The 18,022-nt window shown below is 59.8% G+C and carries 13 protein-coding genes; 7 read left to right on the forward strand and 6 right to left on the reverse strand.

Going from position 1 to position 18,022, the window contains the following annotated elements; translation table 11 throughout:
• Window positions 1–519: 519 nt before the first annotated feature.
• A complete protein-coding gene (locus tag D8U18_RS24935; protein WP_056857014.1) occupies window positions 520–957 on the reverse strand; it encodes a hypothetical protein in 438 nt (145 codons plus the stop codon).
• Window positions 958–1,061: 104 nt separating this feature from the next.
• Between D8U18_RS24935 and D8U18_RS24940 the strand changes: the two genes are divergently transcribed.
• Window positions 1,062–1,502 (forward strand): universal stress protein, encoded by a 441-nt coding sequence (locus tag D8U18_RS24940; RefSeq protein WP_056857013.1) that lies wholly within the window; start codon window positions 1,062–1,064, stop codon window positions 1,500–1,502.
• Window positions 1,503–1,597: 95 nt separating this feature from the next.
• On the opposite strand, the gene D8U18_RS24945 is transcribed toward D8U18_RS24940, so the two are convergent.
• The gene (locus D8U18_RS24945; RefSeq protein WP_130907247.1) at window positions 1,598–3,514 is read right to left on the reverse strand and encodes an ATP-binding cassette domain-containing protein; all 1,917 of its coding nucleotides are present in this window, start codon (window positions 3,512–3,514) and stop codon (window positions 1,598–1,600) included.
• A gap of 215 nt (window positions 3,515–3,729) precedes the next feature.
• Here D8U18_RS24945 and D8U18_RS24950 point away from each other — a divergent pair, with 215 nt between their 5' ends.
• Window positions 3,730–5,658, forward strand: coding sequence for a transglycosylase SLT domain-containing protein (locus tag D8U18_RS24950; RefSeq protein WP_056857101.1), 1,929 nt, complete (start codon window positions 3,730–3,732; stop codon window positions 5,656–5,658).
• Window positions 5,659–5,784: 126 nt separating this feature from the next.
• Here the strand turns inward: D8U18_RS24950 and D8U18_RS24955 are convergent, their stop codons facing one another.
• Window positions 5,785–7,587 (reverse strand): ABC transporter transmembrane domain-containing protein, encoded by a 1,803-nt coding sequence (locus D8U18_RS24955; protein WP_177435061.1) that lies wholly within the window; start codon window positions 7,585–7,587, stop codon window positions 5,785–5,787.
• A gap of 251 nt (window positions 7,588–7,838) precedes the next feature.
• On the opposite strand from D8U18_RS24955, the gene D8U18_RS24960 reads away from it, so the two are divergent.
• On the forward strand, window positions 7,839–8,018 hold the full coding sequence (locus D8U18_RS24960; RefSeq protein ID WP_056857010.1) for a PA1571 family protein: 180 nt from the start codon (window positions 7,839–7,841) through the stop codon (window positions 8,016–8,018).
• Between the two features lie 83 nt (window positions 8,019–8,101).
• Here D8U18_RS24960 and pdxB read toward each other — a convergent pair whose 3' ends face one another.
• On the reverse strand, window positions 8,102–9,244 hold the full coding sequence (gene pdxB, locus D8U18_RS24965) for a 4-phosphoerythronate dehydrogenase PdxB (protein ID WP_130903717.1): 1,143 nt from the start codon (window positions 9,242–9,244) through the stop codon (window positions 8,102–8,104).
• Between the two features lie 225 nt (window positions 9,245–9,469).
• On the opposite strand from pdxB, the gene D8U18_RS24970 reads away from it, so the two are divergent.
• The gene (locus D8U18_RS24970) at window positions 9,470–10,819 is read left to right on the forward strand and encodes an MATE family efflux transporter (protein WP_130907252.1); all 1,350 of its coding nucleotides are present in this window, start codon (window positions 9,470–9,472) and stop codon (window positions 10,817–10,819) included.
• 45 nt (window positions 10,820–10,864) lie between these two features.
• Here D8U18_RS24970 and tusA read toward each other — a convergent pair whose 3' ends face one another.
• Together tusA and rlmM are read right to left on the reverse strand one after the other, a co-directional pair.
• Window positions 10,865–11,116, reverse strand: coding sequence for a sulfurtransferase TusA (gene tusA / locus D8U18_RS24975; protein WP_056857100.1), 252 nt, complete (start codon window positions 11,114–11,116; stop codon window positions 10,865–10,867).
• A gap of 203 nt (window positions 11,117–11,319) precedes the next feature.
• On the reverse strand, window positions 11,320–12,393 hold the full coding sequence (gene rlmM, locus D8U18_RS24980) for a 23S rRNA (cytidine(2498)-2'-O)-methyltransferase RlmM (RefSeq protein WP_056857007.1): 1,074 nt from the start codon (window positions 12,391–12,393) through the stop codon (window positions 11,320–11,322).
• Window positions 12,394–12,615: 222 nt separating this feature from the next.
• Between rlmM and acnA the strand changes: the two genes are divergently transcribed.
• The 3 genes from acnA (at window position 12,616) to D8U18_RS24995 (ending at window position 18,017) form a co-directional block, all read left to right on the forward strand.
• Window positions 12,616–15,357 carry an aconitate hydratase AcnA gene (acnA, locus tag D8U18_RS24985; RefSeq protein ID WP_130903715.1) on the forward strand — a complete coding sequence of 914 codons (2,742 nt, stop codon included), beginning with the start codon at window positions 12,616–12,618 and terminating at the stop codon, window positions 15,355–15,357.
• 197 nt (window positions 15,358–15,554) lie between these two features.
• Window positions 15,555–16,346 carry a CPBP family intramembrane glutamic endopeptidase gene (locus D8U18_RS24990; RefSeq protein ID WP_131108791.1) on the forward strand — a complete coding sequence of 264 codons (792 nt, stop codon included), beginning with the start codon at window positions 15,555–15,557 and terminating at the stop codon, window positions 16,344–16,346.
• A 105-nt stretch (window positions 16,347–16,451) separates the two neighbouring features.
• Window positions 16,452–18,017 (forward strand): PAS domain-containing methyl-accepting chemotaxis protein, encoded by a 1,566-nt coding sequence (locus D8U18_RS24995; RefSeq protein ID WP_056857099.1) that lies wholly within the window; start codon window positions 16,452–16,454, stop codon window positions 18,015–18,017.
• Window positions 18,018–18,022: the final 5 nt, after the last annotated feature.

Here is an 18,022-nt window from a genome sequence, read left to right on the forward strand (position 1 = left end):
CATCAACTGATCTCCACGATATGGAAGCTGAACAGTACACGTCGGACGCAGGCGAATGGCTCGGCAGGGACGTTAAACGTCGATGCTACGCCCATTCCCCCGGCACACCCGCCAACGCGATAGTCGGGATTCTGTAGGAGCGATCTGAAATACAAACGCTCAATTCATACGCCCGTTTGATTTGGGTACGCCACCTTCACGGAATTTCCGACAATTGTCAATCGCCCAAAATGCGGGTTGAAACTCGACTTTGCGGTCATTTCTGTAAGACGAAGCTCTCTAACACGCGGGTGCATGTGCTGCCATTCATAGGATCAATCATTAGAAAAGTCGCCCTAATTCGCCGCAGCCTGTGTTTAACAAGCTACGCTGGCGGGACTCGATAGAAAATTTTTGAACGCTGCGGTGAATACCCAGCGTAAGATCTGCGCAAACCAAATTACCGGCCTGCCTGGCCACCCCCGCCCGATGATGTTGTCGGGCTTTTTATTGCCTCATCGCTCCTGCGGGGGCCTGGGGTCAGGCGAGCGCCTTGAGGGTCGCATCGATTTGTTGCAAAACTTCGGTTTCGCCCTTTTCTCCCCAATACAAAGTGATCATTTGTTTGTCGGCTTCGATCTTGAAAACGTTGCCTGGCAACTTTTCGAAATGAATCAGCAACGCAGGATCTTCACAGAGCTCCTGCCACTGGTTCACCCACACCCCCGGCGTTTTCTGCCAATAACTCCAGCAGGCTGGCTGACTGCCGCGCCGCGGTCGATGGTACTGGGCACAGGGGTTCGGCGGTTCCTGAGCGAGCCAGTGCGGCCACTCCTGGGGCGCCAGTTGCATGGCCAGGCCAATGCGCCGCGCCTCCATGCGCAGGGCCATCCGACCGCTCTGATGACGTGATGGTCGCAACCATGCCAGAGGGCTGAGTACCACCAGCAGGATTGACACCACTATCCAGACCGTCATATCTGTACTCCCGATTTTGAATGAGCGCATTGAGCCACTTTGGAACCACTGCGCTTGAAACCAGCCATACTTACCAATATTGCATCCCTCAGGAGGAGCACCTCATGCCCTACAACCATATTCTGGTCGCTGTAGATCTAACCGAAGAGTGCGACCCTGTAATCCACCGCGCTCGCGAGCTGTCGGTGAGCAACGGTGCGAAGCTGTCCCTGGTGCATATCGTCGAACCGATGGCCATGGCCTTCGGCGGCGATGTGCCGATGGACCTGTCACAACTGCAACAACAGCAGTTCGATCAGGCCAAGGAACGTCTGGAGCGGCTGATCGTCAAGTATCCGGAGCTTTCCCGGGAGTACAGCCATCTGACCTACGGCCAGCCACGCCAGGAAATTCACCATCTGGCCAAGGAACAAGGATGCGACATGATCGTGGTGGGCAGCCATGGCCGACATGGCCTTGCATTGCTGCTGGGGTCCACTGCCAATGACGTGCTCCACGGCGCGCCTTGCGATGTGCTTGCGGTACGCCTGCAAAGCAAATCCTGATAGCTCGCTCAGACAGGAAACTGATTCAATTCAATGGCATATGAAAAGCCCGACACTCGCGTTACCGAGGTCGGGCTTTTTTATTACACGATCAATCAGGCATCCAGTTCGGCCCAGCGCTCGACCATCACGTCGAGCTCAGCCTGCAACTGCGCCAACTGAGCGATCACCGCCGCGGTTTCAGCCGCCGGCCGCAGATAGAACCCGGCATCCGCCATCTGGGCTTCAACAGCAGCAATCTGCTGCTCCATGGCATCGATCTGGCCCGGCAACGCTTCCAACTCGCGCTGCAACTTGTAGCTGAGTTTTTTCTTCGCTGGTGCTTCGACCGCTGCCACCACTGGCGCGGGCTCAGCCTTGACCACCGCGGAGTTCAAGTCGGCCTTGCCAGACTTGCTCTCGGTCACGCCCAGCAGGCGCGGCGAGCCGCCCTGACGCAGCCAGTCCTGGTAACCACCGACGTACTCGCGAACCTTGCCTTCGCCCTCGAAGACCAGGGTGCTGGTGACTACGTTGTCGAGGAATGCCCGGTCGTGGCTGACCATCAGCACGGTGCCGTTGAAGGTCAACAGCACCTCTTCCAGCAGCTCGAGGGTTTCCACGTCGAGGTCGTTGGTCGGTTCGTCGAGTACCAGCAGGTTCGCCGGTTTGCTGAACAGCTTGGCCAGCAACAGACGGGCACGCTCGCCACCGGACAGCGCCTTGACCGGCGTGCGGGCACGCTGCGGGCTGAACAGGAAGTCGCCGAGATAGCTCAGCACGTGACGACTCTGGCCGTCGATATCGATGAAATCGCGACCTTCGGCGACGTTATCGATCACGGTCTTTTCCAGATCCAGCTGGTGGCGCAACTGGTCGAAGTAGGCGACGTCGATCTTCGTGCCCTCTTCCACTTTGCCACTGGTAGGTTGCAGACCGCTGAGCATCAGCTTGAGCAGCGTGGTCTTGCCGGTACCGTTGGCGCCGAGCAGGCCGATACGGTCGCCGCGCTGCAACACCATGGAGAAATCCTTGATCAGGAACGGCCCGCCCGGATGAGCAAAGCTCACGTTCTCGAGCACCATCACCTGCTTGCCGGATTTGTCGGCGATTTCCAGCTGGATATTGGCCTTACCGGTGCGCTCGCGACGTTCGCTGCGCTCGACGCGCAACGCTTTCAAGGCACGCACGCGGCCCTCGTTACGGGTCCGGCGAGCCTTGATGCCTTGGCGGATCCACACCTCTTCCTGAGCCAGGCGTTTGTCGAACAGCGCATTGGCAGTGGCCTCGGCGGCCAGCTCGGCTTCTTTATGCACGAGGAAACTGGCGTAGTCGCCGTTCCAGTCGATCAGGCCGCCACGATCCAGTTCGAGGATGCGGGTTGCCAGGTTCTGTAGGAAAGAACGGTCGTGCGTGATGAACAGCACGGCGCCCTGGAAATCCTTCAGCGCCTCTTCGAGCCAGGCGATCGCACCGATGTCCAGGTGGTTGGTTGGCTCATCGAGCAGCAGCAGATCCGGTTCGGAAACCAGGGCCTGGGCCAGCAGGACGCGGCGGCGCCAACCACCGGACAACTCGGCCAGCGTCTTGTCTGCCGGTAGCTGCAGGCGGCTCAGCGTGCTGTCGACCAGCGTCTGCAAACGCCAGCCATCGCGGGCTTCGAGGTCGTGCTGGACGTGCATCAGCTTGTCCAGGTCGGCATCGGTGACGATGTTCTGGCTCAGGTGGTGATACTCGGCCAGCAAGGCACCGACACCGTCCAGGCCTTCGGCTACCACATCGAACACGGTCCGCTCGTCGGCTACTGGCAATTCTTGCGGCAATTCACCAATCTTGAGGCCGGGTGCGCGCCAAACCGAGCCATCATCGGGCTTCTGGTCGCCCTTGACGAGCTTCATCATGCTGGACTTGCCAGTGCCGTTGCGGCCGATGATGCACACCCGCTCACCACGGGCGATCTGCCAGGACACCTTGTCCAACAACGGCATAGCGCCGAAAGCAAGGGACACATCGCTGAATTTGAGCAGGGTCATGAGCTTCTCCAAAAACCGGGCGCGCATTCTACCTGAATCGAGGCTTCAGAAGGCCGGCAATTTCACTGTCGAAGCACTCTGCACAACAAATGTTGCGAACTGATGCAGACAGGTCCGCAAAGCTTTCACCCGCTGCTGGCAAAAGGCTAAGCTACGGATAATTCAGTGCGAGCATCGCCAGCACTCTTGTCATGGTTTATCTGTCCGGACGTCTCATGCGCAGTCGCCTTTTCAATTTTTTGTCGTGTTTTTTACTGTCTGCCGCTGCCGTTCAATCCGCCCAGGCCGTAGACCTCTCCACCCAACGCCAGTATTACGATGAAGCCAAACGCGCCCTGGCCAAGGGCGATAGCGGCCCGTATTTCCGTTACAGCCAGGCCTTGGCCGATTATCCGCTGGAACCCTACCTCGCCTACGATGAGCTGACCGCACGTCTGAAAACCGCGAGCAACGCCGAGATCGAAAAATTTCTCGCCGAGCATGGCGACCTGCCGCAGGCCAACTGGATGAAACTGCGCTGGTTGCGCTGGCTGGCCGAACGGGGTGATTGGGCGACTTTCATCAAGTATTACGACCCCAAGCTCAACTTCACTGAGTTGGACTGCCTGAATGCGCAGTATCAGATCAGCCACAACCTCAAGTCCGAGGGTTACGCCAACGCCAACAAGCTGTGGCTGTCCGGGAAATCGCAACCGGCGGCGTGTGATGCGCTGTTCGGCATGTGGGCCGCCGACGGCCAGTTAACCGAACAGAAACGTTGGGAACGCACCAAGCTCGCCGCTCAGGCGCGCAACTATCCACTGGCCACCAGCCTGGTGAACGGCCTCACCACCCTCGCCCCTCGCGGCCGCTTGCTGATCGATGTGGCGCAAAACCCGGAATTGTTGAATCAGCCATCACGCTTCACGCCAGCTGACGAACCGATGTCCGATGTGGTCAGCCTCGGCCTGCGCCGTCTCGCCCGCCAGGACCCGGACAGGGCCATGAATCTGCTCGACGGGTATGCCAGCAGCATGCATTTCTCCCGGGATGAAAAAGTCGCGATCGCCCGGGAAATCGGATTGACCCTCGCCAAACGCTTCGACAGCCGCGCGCTGGACATGATGACCAGGTACGACCCGGAACTGCGCGACAACACCGTGTCCGAATGGCGTATGCGCCTGTTATTGCGCCTGGCTCGCTGGGACGACGCTTATCAGTTGACCCGCCGCCTGCCCCAGGACCTCGCCACCACTAACCGCTGGCGTTACTGGCAGGCCCGTAGCCTGGAGCTGGCACAACCGCAAAGCCCAGAACCGCAAAACCTCTACAAAAATCTTGCTCGCGAACGTGACTTCTACGGATTTCTCGCGGCAGATCGTTCGCAATCCGCCTATTCGTTGAACAACAAACCGCTGGTGATGAGCCAGGCGCTGATCAACAAGGTTCGCAACACCCCCGGTATACGCCGTGCTCTGGAATTTCATGCTCGCGGGCAAATTGTCGACGGTCGTCGTGAGTGGTACCACGTCAGTCGCCACTTCAACCGCGACGAAATGGTTGCCCAGGCCAAGCTGGCCTACGACCTCAAATGGTATTTCCCGGCCATTCGCACGATCAGCCAAGCGCAGTATTGGGACGATCTGGATATACGATTCCCGATGGCCCACCGCAACACGCTGGTACGTGAAGCGAAGAATCGCGGCTTACATCCAAGCTGGGCATTCGCCATCACCCGTCAGGAAAGTGCCTTCATGGAAGACGCCCGTTCCGGCGTCGGCGCGTCGGGCCTGATGCAGTTGATGCCCGCCACGGCCAAGGAAACCGCACGCAAGTTCAGCATTCCGTACGCGTCGCCGCAGCAGCTGTTCGACCCGGACAAAAATATTCAGCTCGGTGCCGCCTACCTGAGCCAGGTGCACAGCCAGTTCAACGGCAACCGCGTCCTCGCCTCCGCCGCCTATAACGCCGGCCCCGGGCGTGTTCGTCAGTGGCTGCGCGGTGCCGACCACCTGAGCTTCGACGTGTGGGTGGAAAGCATTCCGTTCGACGAAACCCGCCAGTACGTGCAAAACGTGTTGTCGTACTCGGTGATCTACGGCCAGAAACTCAACTCGCCACAGCCGATCGTGGATTGGCATGAGCGTTATTTCGACGATCAGTAATAGCCCTGTTGGAGCTGGCGAGGCTGCGATCTTTTGATCCGTGCTTCTCCTTGGGACACAAAAATGCCCGCATCGATTGATGCGGGCATTTTTGTTAAATCAAGATCAAAAGATCGCAGCCTTGCTTCACTCGACGGCTCTTACCGGGGGAAGTTCGAGTTCTGCCTGGCCATCACTGAACTGCAACGCCGCCAACCGCGCATACAGCGCATTGCTGGCAATGAGTTCTTGATGCGTGCCCACCGCCACCACTTTCCCTTGGTCCATCACGGCGATACGGTCGGCGTTTTTTACCGTGGCCAGCCGATGGGCGATGACCAGGGTCGTGCGGTTTTTCATCAGGCTCGGCAGGGCTTGCTGGATCAGATGCTCGCTTTGCGCATCGAGGGCGCTGGTGGCTTCGTCAAGCAAGAGGATCGGCGCGTCCACCAGCAGCGCCCGGGCGATCGCCAGACGCTGGCGCTGGCCGCCGGACAAGCCGAGGCCGCCATCGCCCAGATGCGTCTGGTAACCGTTGGGCATGGCTTCGATAAAGTCGTGGGCGTAGGCGATTTTTGCCGCCTCCTGGACCTCGGCGAGCGTTGCCGACGGATTGCCGTAGCGGATGTTCTCTTCGATGCTGCCGAAAAACAGTGCTGGGGACTGCGAGACCAGGGCGAAACAACGACGCAAATCCAAAGGATCGAGCCGGGTCAATTCAGTGCCATCAAGCAGGATGCGTCCCTCGGAGGGGTCGTAGAAGCGCAGCAGCAAGTCATACACGGTCGACTTGCCTGCCCCCGAAGGCCCGACCAATGCCAGGGTTTCGCCCGAGCGGATGCTCAGGCTCAAGCCATCGACCGCATAGCTTTCGGGACGCGACGGGTAGGAAAAACGCACATCCTCAAGCACCAGCTCGCCCTTCACCCGCGCGGGCAAGGCCACCAGACCAGTCGTCGGTGGCCGGATGATATTTTCCGAGCGCAACAATTCGGCGATCCGCTCAGCTGCGCCGGCCGCACGTTGCAATTCGCCAATCACTTCGCTCAAGGTGCCGAATGCACTGCCAACGATCAGGCTGTAAAAAACGAACGCCGCCAGCTCCCCCGCTGAAATGCGCCCGGCAATCACGTCCATGCCGCCGACCCAGAGCATGACCCCGACTGCACCCAGAACCAGGACGATGACCAGGGTAATCAGCCAGGCCCGCTGAAAGATGCGTCTGCGCGCGGTGTTGAATGCGTCTTCAACGGTTACGGCAAACCGCTGCTGGTCCTGGGCCTGGTGGTTGTAGGCCTGCACGGTTTTGATCTGGCTGAGGGTCTCGGAGACATAACTGCCGATATCGGCGATGCGGTCCTGGCTCAAGCGCGACAGGTTGCGCACGCGTCGGCCAAAAATCAGGATCGGCGCAATCACCAATGGCAAGGCGACGACAACGATGCTGGTGAGTTTGGGATTGGTAATGAACAGCAGGACGATCCCGCCGATGACCATCAACAGGTTCCGCAGGAACATCGACAGCGAAGAGCCGATCACCGATTGCAGCAGTGTGGTATCGGCAGTCAGTCGCGATTGAATTTCCGAGCTGCGGTTGTTTTCATAAAACCCTGGATGCAGATAGATCAAATGGTTGAAAACCTGCCGGCGAATATCGGCGACACAGCGCTCGCCGATCCACGACACCAGATAAAACCGGGCGAAGGTGCCGACCGCCAGCCCCAATACCAGCAGCATGAACACGCCGATGGACTGGTTGAGCAAATGCGGTGACTGGGTCATGAAGCCCTGATCCACCAGCATGCGTATGCCCTGCCCCATGGACAGGGTAATGCCCGCCGTGACGACCAACGCCAGCAAGGCACCCAATGCATGCCAGCGATAGGGCGCGATGAAACGGCTGGCCAGACGAATGGCACGGCGGTGGCGAACAGTGAGCATCGGCATCATCCAGGCGAGAGCAACTGAGAAAAGCAACTTACACCGATCAATGGGGTGGAACTTGGTAAATCACAATGAGTCAGGTTAATTATGTCCATCAAGACTAGGGGCTAGACGCTATCGGTCTAAAGTTCGGGTGGCAACACCACGATATTTCTGGTGGACTGATATTGCCGTCCGGGAGTGATCGCAGGGAAATGTCACAGCCTGGTCACCTGGCGGTTTTAGAGTGGGTACACAACCTGATGAGGAGACAGGCCATGTCCTTGCAAAACAGCAGCGATGACAAGATTCAAGTGATCCGCACGCAGCCAGACCAGTCTCTGGGTTGCTCGATTATCGATGAACAGGGCCGCGAAGTACCGATCACTGAAGACATGATCCAGAAAGCTTGCCGCGATCTGGACAAGCGATTGGTCAAGCCTGCCGAAAAAAAGTGATATAGCCACCGTCTTCTTGACCCGGCCCTGGTTGGCCGGGTTTTTTATGCCTGCCTGTTGTGGCAGCTCTACAGTGATGATCTTTAAATAATTGTCGCGCCCAACGCCGCCACAATCTGCCGCAGTACCGGCGCATCCCCTTCGATCCGCACCTGCAAGCCATCGATCTCACGACGCGACGGATAATTCTTGCGTAACAAATCGAATGCCGCACGCTGCTCGCTCACGCTGCCTACAAGGCTGCGGCGAAAATCCGCATCGTCGCGGCGCGGGTCGTACACGCCACGGCACAACATCGCCAATGCCCAGGCCGGATCGCTTTGCGCGTTCAAGGTCACTTGCGACAACCACGGCGCCGGCAACAAATCACTCAAGCGGACCTGGGCCGGTTGCCCGAGGAAATCGCAGTAGGCCTGGTAGATTTGCGCGGTACCGCGCTGCTTGCCATCAAGGCTATAGCCGGCAATGTGCGGCGTTGCCAGAACGCAAAGCTCGGCCAGCGCCACATCGACTTCCGGCTCCCCTTCCCAGACATCCAGCACCGCCTGCAGGTCTTCGCGCTCCAGCAACACATCGCGCAAGGCAGCATTGTTGACCACCGGACCACGACTGGCATTGATCAGCCAGGCACCGGGCTTGAGCTGGTTCAAGCGTTTTTTATCAAACAGATGCCAGGTCGACTGCGGGCCTTGCTTGGTTAGCGGTGTGTGCAGGCTGATCACGTCGCACTGCGCGATGATGTCCTCGAGACTGACGTAATCACCACCTTCAACAGCTTGACGTGGCGGGTCGCAGACCAGCACCTTCCAGCCCAGCCCCTGCAGGACCTTGACCAATCGCCCGCCCACTTCGCCGGCCCCGACTACGCCGTAGGTGCGCTGCGTCAGATCGACGCCTTCGATTTCGGCCAGGGTCAACAAGCTGCCGAGCACATAGTCGACCACGCCCCGGGCGTTGCAACCCGGCGCACTGGACCAGGTGATACCGGCCTGCCGGAAGTAATCGAGGTCCAGGTGATCGGTGCCGATGGTGCAGGTGCCGACAAAGCGCACTTTGCTGCCGTCGAGCAACGCGCGGTTGACGTTGGTCACTGAGCGCACCAGCAGCACGTCGGCCTGTTCGACGGTGGCGCGGTCAATGGATCGACCCGGCACCCGGCGGATTTCACCGAAACCTTCGAAGAAGGCATCGAGCAGGGGGATGTTTTCGTCGGCAACAATCAGCATGGCAGGCTCCTTTGGCGGATCGGCAGTGTAGGCGTAGATGGCACATCGCGCCTAGCACGCTGCTGGCAAGTGTTTACAAATCCCTAACACTGGTCTTTTCCTGACCGCTGCGTCAACGCGTAGAATGCGCGCCTGTGCATCAAAACCCTTTTGGACGCTTCGCTATTGAACCCTGTCATTGAAAACACCGTCGCCGCGGCTCCTGCGCGGACGACTCCCGTACGCATGGAGCTCAAAGGCTTGCTCAGCCTGGCTATGCCGATCATGGTCGCGCAATTGGCCACCACCGCCATGGGCTTTGTCGATGCGGTGATGGCCGGCCGCGTCAGCCCGCGGGATCTGGCCTCGGTGGCGCTGGGCAACTCGATCTGGATTCCGGTCTACCTGCTGATGTCCGGCGTTCTGCTGGCCACCACTCCCAAGGTCGCGCAACGTTTTGGCGCCGGGCAGTTTGACCAGATTGGTCCTCTGGTACGCCAGGCATTGTGGCTCGCACTGTGTGTCGGGTTGATCGGCAGTGGTCTGTTGCTCGCGGCCGAGCCGATCCTGCACTGGATGAAAGTCGATGCACAATTGATCGAACCCAGCATGGGTTACCTGCATGGCATCGCTTTCGGCTTGCCGGGCATGGCCTTTTATTATGTGCTGCGCTGCTACAGCGACGGCATGGGCCGGACTCGTCCGAGCATGGTCATTGGCTTGTGCGGCCTGTTACTGAATATCCCGCTGAACTATGCGCTGATCTACGGCCATTTCGGCGCCCCGGCCCTGGGTGGCGTCGGTTGCGGCTGGGCCAGCGGCATCGTGATGTGGTTCATGGCGCTGAGCATGGCCGGCTGGACTTTCTGGGCGCCGTTCTATGCGCGTACTCGCGTATTGGTGCGCTTCGATCGCCCGCAATGGGCGGTGATCAAGCGCCTGGTCGGCATTGGCCTGCCAATCGGTATCGCAGTCTTCGCCGAGTCGAGCATCTTCGCGGTCATCGCCCTGTTGATCGGTAGCCTCGGCTCCACCGTCGTGGCCGGCCACCAGATCGCCCTGAACATCAGCTCGCTACTGTTCATGATTCCTTACTCGCTGGGCATGGCAGTAACCGTGCGGGTCGGCCAGGCATTGGGCGCAGGCAACCCGTGGCAGGCGCGGTTCGCGGCGAAAGTCGGGCTCGGTGCAGCGCTGGTGTTCGCTGCATTTTCGGCGACACTGATCCTCTGCCTGCGCGAACCTATCGCTTCGATCTACACGCCCGACAAGGCAGTGATCCAGATTGCGTCGATGCTGATCGTCTACGCCGCGCTGTATCAGTTCTCGGATGCCATTCAGGTGATCTGCGCCGGAGCGCTGCGTGGCTACCAGGACACACGGGTGACGATGATCCTGACGTTGTTCGCCTATTGGGGCATCGGGCTGCCGGTTGGGTATGTGCTGGGGCTGACCGATTGGCTCGGCCCGGCCAGCGGCCCGAGCGGGCTGTGGGAAGGCCTGATCGCCGGTTTGAGTTGTGCGGCGTTGATGCTGTCGATACGGCTGACCCGCAGTGCGCGCAAACGCATTCGCCTCAGCCGCTCGGTGGGCTGATAACCCAAAAAAAGACCTGCTTTTGCAGGTCTTTTTTTTTGTCCGTCAAACGGACTTTTTGCGAATCCAGTACAGGTAAGTCCCTGCATCTTCATGTTGGCCCACCAGTTCGTGGTCGAGAAACACGCAGAACTTGGGAATATCGCGACGAGTCGACGGATCGGTGGCGATCACCTTGAGCAAACCGCCGGGGACCAGGTCACGGATGTGCTGGTGCAGCATCATCACCGGTTCCGGACAGTTGAGGCCGGTGGCGTCGAGGGTGCCGTCAACCGGCGTATCAAGCATTTCACTCATGATCAACTCCTGAAACTTGCCGGCATTGTCGCGCATTGCCGAGCTTGACGTCATCTGTGGCAGAACGCCCACCTGCCTGATCGTTCCCACGCTCCGCGTGGGAATGCCGCCGGGGACGCTCTGCGTTCCGCTTCCGGATGTGACGCAGAGCGTCACGGGATGCGTTCCCACGCGGAGCGTGGGAACGATCAATTCACAGGGTTTCAGCGGGACTTGGGTTTCTTCACGTCGATCCGACGCAAATGACAGGTCACTTCTTCACGGTCGTGGTACAGCTGCTTGCAGCCGATCTCGACCTTGATGCCCCGGGCCTTGAAGCCATCGGCAATCCGCTCCAGCAGGCGCTTCACCTCGGCATAGCGCTGTTTCATCGGCAGCTTGAGGTTGACCACTGCTTCGCGGCAATGCCCCTCGCCGATCCACTCCTCGAGCATCGCGGCGTTGCGCGCCGGTTTCTCGACGATGTCGCAGACCATCCAGTCCACCGGTTGCTTGGGCTTGAAGGTGAAACCGTCGGCCATCAAGTGCTGCACCAGGCCGGTGTCCATCAGGCTTTCGGCCATCGGCCCGTTGTCGATCGCGGTCACCAGCATGCCGCGGTTGACCAGTTGCCAGGTCCAGCCACCCGGTGCGGCACCGAGGTCGACGCCAGTCATGTCACTGTGCAAGCGTTCGTCCCACTGATCACGCGGGATAAAGTGGTGCCAGGCCTCCTCCAGCTTCAAGGTCGAACGGCTCGGCGCCTCGCGAGGGAACTTCAGACGCGGAATGCCCATCGGCCACATCGCCGAATTATTCGACTCGGCCAGGCCGACGAACACTTCACGCCCGCTCTTGAACGTCAGTAGCAGGCGCGGTTTATTGGCATCATCTACCAGTTTGCCAGCCGCCATCAGCGCTTTGCGCAAATGCACTTCGAACTTTTTGCAGAAGTTCGACAGTTCCTTGCCATCGTTGGTATCGACCATTTCCAGCCAAAGGCTGCCGCACACGGGAAAATCCGCCATGTGTGCGAGGATTACGCTGATGCGGTCGGTTTCCGGCAGATCAATGAAAATACCCCGCGCCCATTGGCGCGGGAAGATCAGTCGTTCAAAACGCTGACCACGCATCAGGCGCTCGGCGCCGTCTTCTTCGGTACAGACAAATTCGGCGCAGGCGCTGGCAGCCTTGGCCTTGGCATAACCGGCCACGTTCAGTTGTGCGGCAAGGTCGGAAATCTCCGAACAGACTTCGCCTTCGAAGCCCGGCCGGCAATGCATGAATAGGGTGTTCATTCTTACTCCTGGGCAGATGGCGAGACATTCAACCACTGCGCGATGCCCAGGCTTGCTCTGCAGCAAAGCCTGTCACGAAAACCGGCGCATGATAGCCGAGATCGGAACCTGGGGTCTGTCCATAGAGTCCAGTTATTAGCCAGCTACTTGAAACAGGGCTAGGTTTAATGCTCTGCCCGTCCCCTCAGTCTGCAGCCGTGCGGACTTAAAGGAGTGATCGTAATGCCGTCCCTCGATAGCCTGAAGACTTTGAAAACCCTGCAAGTCGACGACAAGACCTACCACTATTTCAGCCTGCCCGATGCCGCCAAAAGCCTGGGTGATCTGGACAAGCTGCCCATGTCGTTGAAAGTGCTGCTGGAAAACCTGCTGCGCTGGGAAGATGAAAAAACCGTGACCGGCGCCGATCTCAAGGCGATTGCCGCCTGGCTCAAGGAGCGCCGTTCCGACCGCGAAATCCAGTACCGCCCGGCGCGCGTGCTGATGCAAGACTTCACCGGTGTACCTGCGGTGGTCGACCTGGCCGCCATGCGCGCGGCGATGGCCAAGGCCGGTGGCGATCCGCAGCGGATCAACCCGCTCTCCCCCGTCGACCTGGTGATCGACCATTCGGTGATGGTCGACAAATTCGCCACCAGCAGCGCTTTCGAACAGAACGTCGATATCGAAATGCAACGCAACGGCGAGCGCTACGCGTTCCTGCGCTGGGGCCAAAGCGCCTTTGATAACTTTAGCGTGGTGCCGCCGGGCACCGGCATTTGTCACCAGGTCAACCTGGAATACCTGGGCCGCACCGTCTGGACCAAAGACGAGGACGGCCGCACGTACGCCTTCCCGGATACGCTGGTGGGCACCGACTCCCACACCACCATGATCAACGGCCTCGGCGTCCTCGGCTGGGGGGTAGGCGGCATTGAAGCGGAAGCGGCGATGCTCGGGCAACCGGTGTCGATGCTGATCCCGGAAGTGATTGGCTTCAAACTCACCGGCAAACTCAAGGAAGGCATCACCGCCACTGACCTGGTGTTGACCGTGACCCAGATGCTGCGCAAGAAAGGTGTTGTGGGGAAATTTGTCGAGTTCTACGGTGACGGCCTCGCCGACCTGCCGCTGGCCGACCGCGCGACCATTGCCAACATGGCCCCGGAGTACGGCGCCACTTGCGGTTTCTTCCCGGTGGACGACGTGACGCTGGAATACCTCCGCCTGTCCGGGCGCCCGATTGAGACCGTAAAACTGGTCGAGGCCTACAGCAAGGCGCAAGGTTTATGGCGCCTGCCGGGTAAGGAACCGGTGTTCACTGACAGCCTGGCGCTGGACATGGCCAGTGTCGAAGCCAGCCTCGCCGGACCAAAACGCCCACAAGACCGGGTTTCACTGCCGAATGTCGCGCAAGCGTTCAGCGACTTCCTCGGCCTGCAAATAAAACCCACCAGCAAGGAAGAAGGTCGCCTGGAAAGCGAGGGCGGCGGCGGTGTGGCGGTGGGCAACGCCGATCTGGCCGGTGAAGTGGACTACGACTTTGAAGGGCAAACGGTGCGGCTGAAAAACGGCGCAGTGGTGATTGCCGCGATCACCTCCTGCACCAACACCTCCAACCCGAGCGTGATGATGGCTGCCGGTCTGGTGGCGAAAAAAGCCGTGGAAAAAGGCCTGCGCCGCAAGCCCTGGGTGAAAAGCTCGCTTGCCCCCGGCTCGAAAGTGGTCACCGACTATTACAAGGCTGCCGGCCTGACGCAGTACCTCGATGAACTGGGTTTCGCTCTGGTGGGCTATGGCTGCACCACTTGCATCGGCAACTCTGGCCCGTTGCCGGAACCGATCGAAAAAGCCATCCAGAAAGCTGACCTGACCGTAGCCTCGGTGCTGTCGGGCAACCGTAACTTCGAAGGCCGGGTCCATCCGCTGGTGAAAACCAACTGGCTGGCCTCGCCGCCACTGGTGGTCGCTTATGCACTGGCCGGCACCGTGCGCATCGACCTCAGCCGCGAACCCTTGGGCGAAGACCAGAGCGGCAATCTGGTTTATCTGCGGGACATTTGGCCAAGTACACAGGAAATCGCCGACGCGGTGGAGCAGGTCAACACCGCCATGTTCCACAAGGAGTACGCCGAAGTCTTTGCTGGCGATGAACAGTGGCAAGCCATTGAAGTGCCGCAAGCGGCGACCTACGTCTGGCAGGACGATTCGACTTATATCCAGCACCCGCCGTTCTTCGATGACATCGGCGGACCGCCGCCAGTGGTGAAGGACGTCAACGGCGCGCGCGTGCTTGCGCTGCTCGGCGACTCGGTGACCACCGACCACATTTCCCCGGCCGGCAACATCAAGGCTGACAGCCCGGCGGGCCGCTACCTGCGCGAAAAAGGCGTGGAGCCACGGGACTTCAACTCCTACGGTTCGCGCCGCGGCAATCATGAAGTGATGATGCGCGGCACCTTCGCCAACATCCGTATTCGCAATGAAATGCTGGGTGGTGAAGAAGGTGGCAACACCCTCTACATCCCCACCGCAGAGAAGTTGGCGATCTACGATGCCGCCATGCGTTATCAAGCCGCGGGGACGCCGCTGGTGGTAATCGCAGGGCAAGAATATGGCACCGGCTCGAGCCGTGACTGGGCGGCCAAGGGCACCAATCTGCTGGGGGTCAAAGCGGTCATCGCCGAGAGTTTCGAGCGGATTCACCGCTCCAATCTGGTGGGCATGGGGGTGTTGCCGCTGCAGTTCAAGCTCGATCAAAACCGCAAGAGCCTGAATCTGCGAGGCACTGAAACCCTGGATATTCTCGGCCTGAGCGATGTTGAGCTGACGCCGAGAATGAACCTGACCCTGGTGATCAACCGTGAAAACGGCACCAGTGAAAGGATCGAGGTACTGTGCCGGATCGATACGCTTAATGAAGTGGAGTACTTCAAGTCGGGAGGAATTCTGCATTACGTGTTGCGGCAGTTGATTGCGTCGTAGCCCCTGCGCTGACAGCAACACCGCCTTGATGGCGGTGTTTCTGTTTGGGTCATTAAAATCAATGGGCTAGCGAGCCTGCTCGCGATGACGGTGTACCATTCGCCGCTGATCTTGAACGACACTCCGCTACGTGAGCAGGCTCGCTTCCACAGGGGGCGGGATCAGGCCCCCTTAAATTTCAGATAAAAGGATTTTCAATGTTCGCCCTGCCATGGACTTTTCTGGCCCTGCTCTCCCTCGGCTATGGCATGGCCCTGGCCTATGGCCGTCTCGGCTGGCTTGTCGGGATTTCCGTCGGCTTGTTACTGATCGCCGGTTTCGCCGTTCGTCAAACGAAGCTGCCGTTCGGCCGCTATCTCGGCCACGGTCTGTTCATCTTCCTGGCGCTGGCATTGGCGATGCACTGGTTGCCGGGCTTCCATAACGGTCGGGTGATCGACCCGCAGCGTTTCACCGACGATGCCGTGCGGTTTTCCATGTACCTGAATCTGGATAAACCCCTGATCGGTTTCTGGCTATTGCTGGTCTGTCCGTGGATTGTCGGTCGGCGTTCACTGCGGCTATTCCTGTATGCCACGCCAGTCGCGCTGGCCCTGAGTGCCGTGCTTGCACTGGGCGGCGCACTGTTGCTGGGCGTCATTGCCTGGGCGCCGAAATGGCCAGACGCTGCCTGGCTATGGTTGCTCAACAATCTGCTGCTGGTGACGCTGGTCGAGGAAGCGCTGTTCCGCGGCTATATCCAGGGCGGCTTGAGCCGATATTTCAAGAACCTGGCTCAGGGGGAAAACCTCGCCCTGTTGCTCGCCTCGCTGGTGTTTGGCTTGGCGCATGCGGGAGCCGGATGGCAATGGGTACTGTTGGCGAGCCTGGCCGGAATCGGCTACGGCCTGGCCTACCGCTTCGGCGGACTGGCCGCCGCCCTCGCCACGCATTTTGGTCTGAATGCCCTGCATTTCGGCTTGTTCACCTATCCGATGCTCGTCGGCTGACGCAAGGGTCATTTTGCGACGGACCGCTGATAATTGAAAAATAAGCTCAACCATTCGCTGGCGATGCCGATACAGCACTTGAAAGCCTTGCGGATTAAAAAAGCCATGCGTAACAACCAGCCAATTACACAACGCGAACGGACCTTCCCGGCCCAGCAACGGTTGATTTCCACCACCGATGCCAAAGGCATGATCACCTACTGCAACGACGACTTCGTCGAGATCAGCGGGTTTTCTCGTGAAGAACTGATCCGTGCGCCGCATAACCTGGTGCGTCACCCCGACGTTCCGGCCGCGGTGTTCTCGCACATGTGGGCGACACTGAAACAAGGCTTGCCATGGATGGGTATTGTCAAGAATCGCTGCAAGAGCGGTGATCACTATTGGGTCAACGCCTACGTGACACCGATCTTCGAAGGCAATCAGGTGATCGGTTACGAGTCGGTGCGGGTCAAGCCCACCGCCGAACAGATCCGCCGCGCCGAAGCGCTCTACCAACGCATCAACCAGGGCAAGTCGGCGATTCCTTCCAGCGATAAATGGTTGCCGGTTCTACAAGACTGGCTGCCGTTCATTCTGGTCAGCCAGTTGAGTTTCATGATTGGTGCCACCCTGACCTCGCAGTGGGGTTTCGCCCTCGCCGCCGCGCTCTCGGTGCCGCTGGGCCTGATGGGCCTGAGCTGGCAGCAGCGTGGCATCAAGCGTTTGTTGCGCCTGGCCGAGCAGACCACGTCCGACCCGTTGATCGCGCAGATGTACACCGACAGCCGCGGCGCCCAGGCGCGCCTTGAGATGTCGATCCTCAGCCAGGAAGCACGCTTGAAAACCTGCCTGACTCGCCTGCAGGATACGGCCGAACACCTGACCGATCAGGCCAGGCAGTCCGACGCCCTGGCCCACAGCAGCTCCACCGGCCTGGAACGTCAGCGCGTCGAAACCGAGCAAGTCGCCACCGCCGTCAATCAGATGGCCGCAACCACCCAGGAAGTCGCCAGCCATGTGCAGCGCACCGCCGATGCCACCCAGGAAGCCAATCGCCTGACCGGGCGCGGGCGCGACATCGCCGGGGAAACCCGCGAAGCCATTCAGCGCCTGTCGGTGGTGGTTGGGGAAACCGGCCTGACCGTGACCCAACTGGCCAAGGACAGCGACGAAATCGGTGGCGTGGTCGACGTGATCAAAGGGATCGCCGACCAGACCAACCTGCTGGCGCTGAACGCCGCCATCGAAGCGGCGCGGGCCGGCGAGATGGGTCGTGGTTTTGCAGTGGTCGCCGACGAAGTGCGTCAGTTGGCGCAACGTACCAGCGAATCCACCGGGCAGATTCATGCGCTGATCGCCAAGCTGCAGCAAACCGCAGGCACTGCCGTACAGACCATGGAAGCCGGGCATCGCCAGGCCGAAGAAGGCGTGGCGCGGGTGCTGGAAGCCGATCAGGCACTGGTGGGGATCAGCGAAGCGGTGGCCAACATCACCGACATGACCACTCAGATCGCTGCCGCCACGGAAGAGCAAAGTGCCGTGGCCGAGGAAATCAGCCGCAACATCAGCAACATCTCTGACCTGGCAGACCAGACCTCGGAACAGGCTCAGAACTCGGCGTTGTTGAGTGAAGAGCTGACCAAAACCGCGAATACGCAATACTCGTTGGTGGAGCGGTTCAATCGCTGATGGGT

Origin of the sequence: Pseudomonas sp. Sample_10, assembly GCF_004321495.1 — a bacterium.
Taxonomy (GTDB): domain Bacteria; phylum Pseudomonadota; class Gammaproteobacteria; order Pseudomonadales; family Pseudomonadaceae; genus Aquipseudomonas.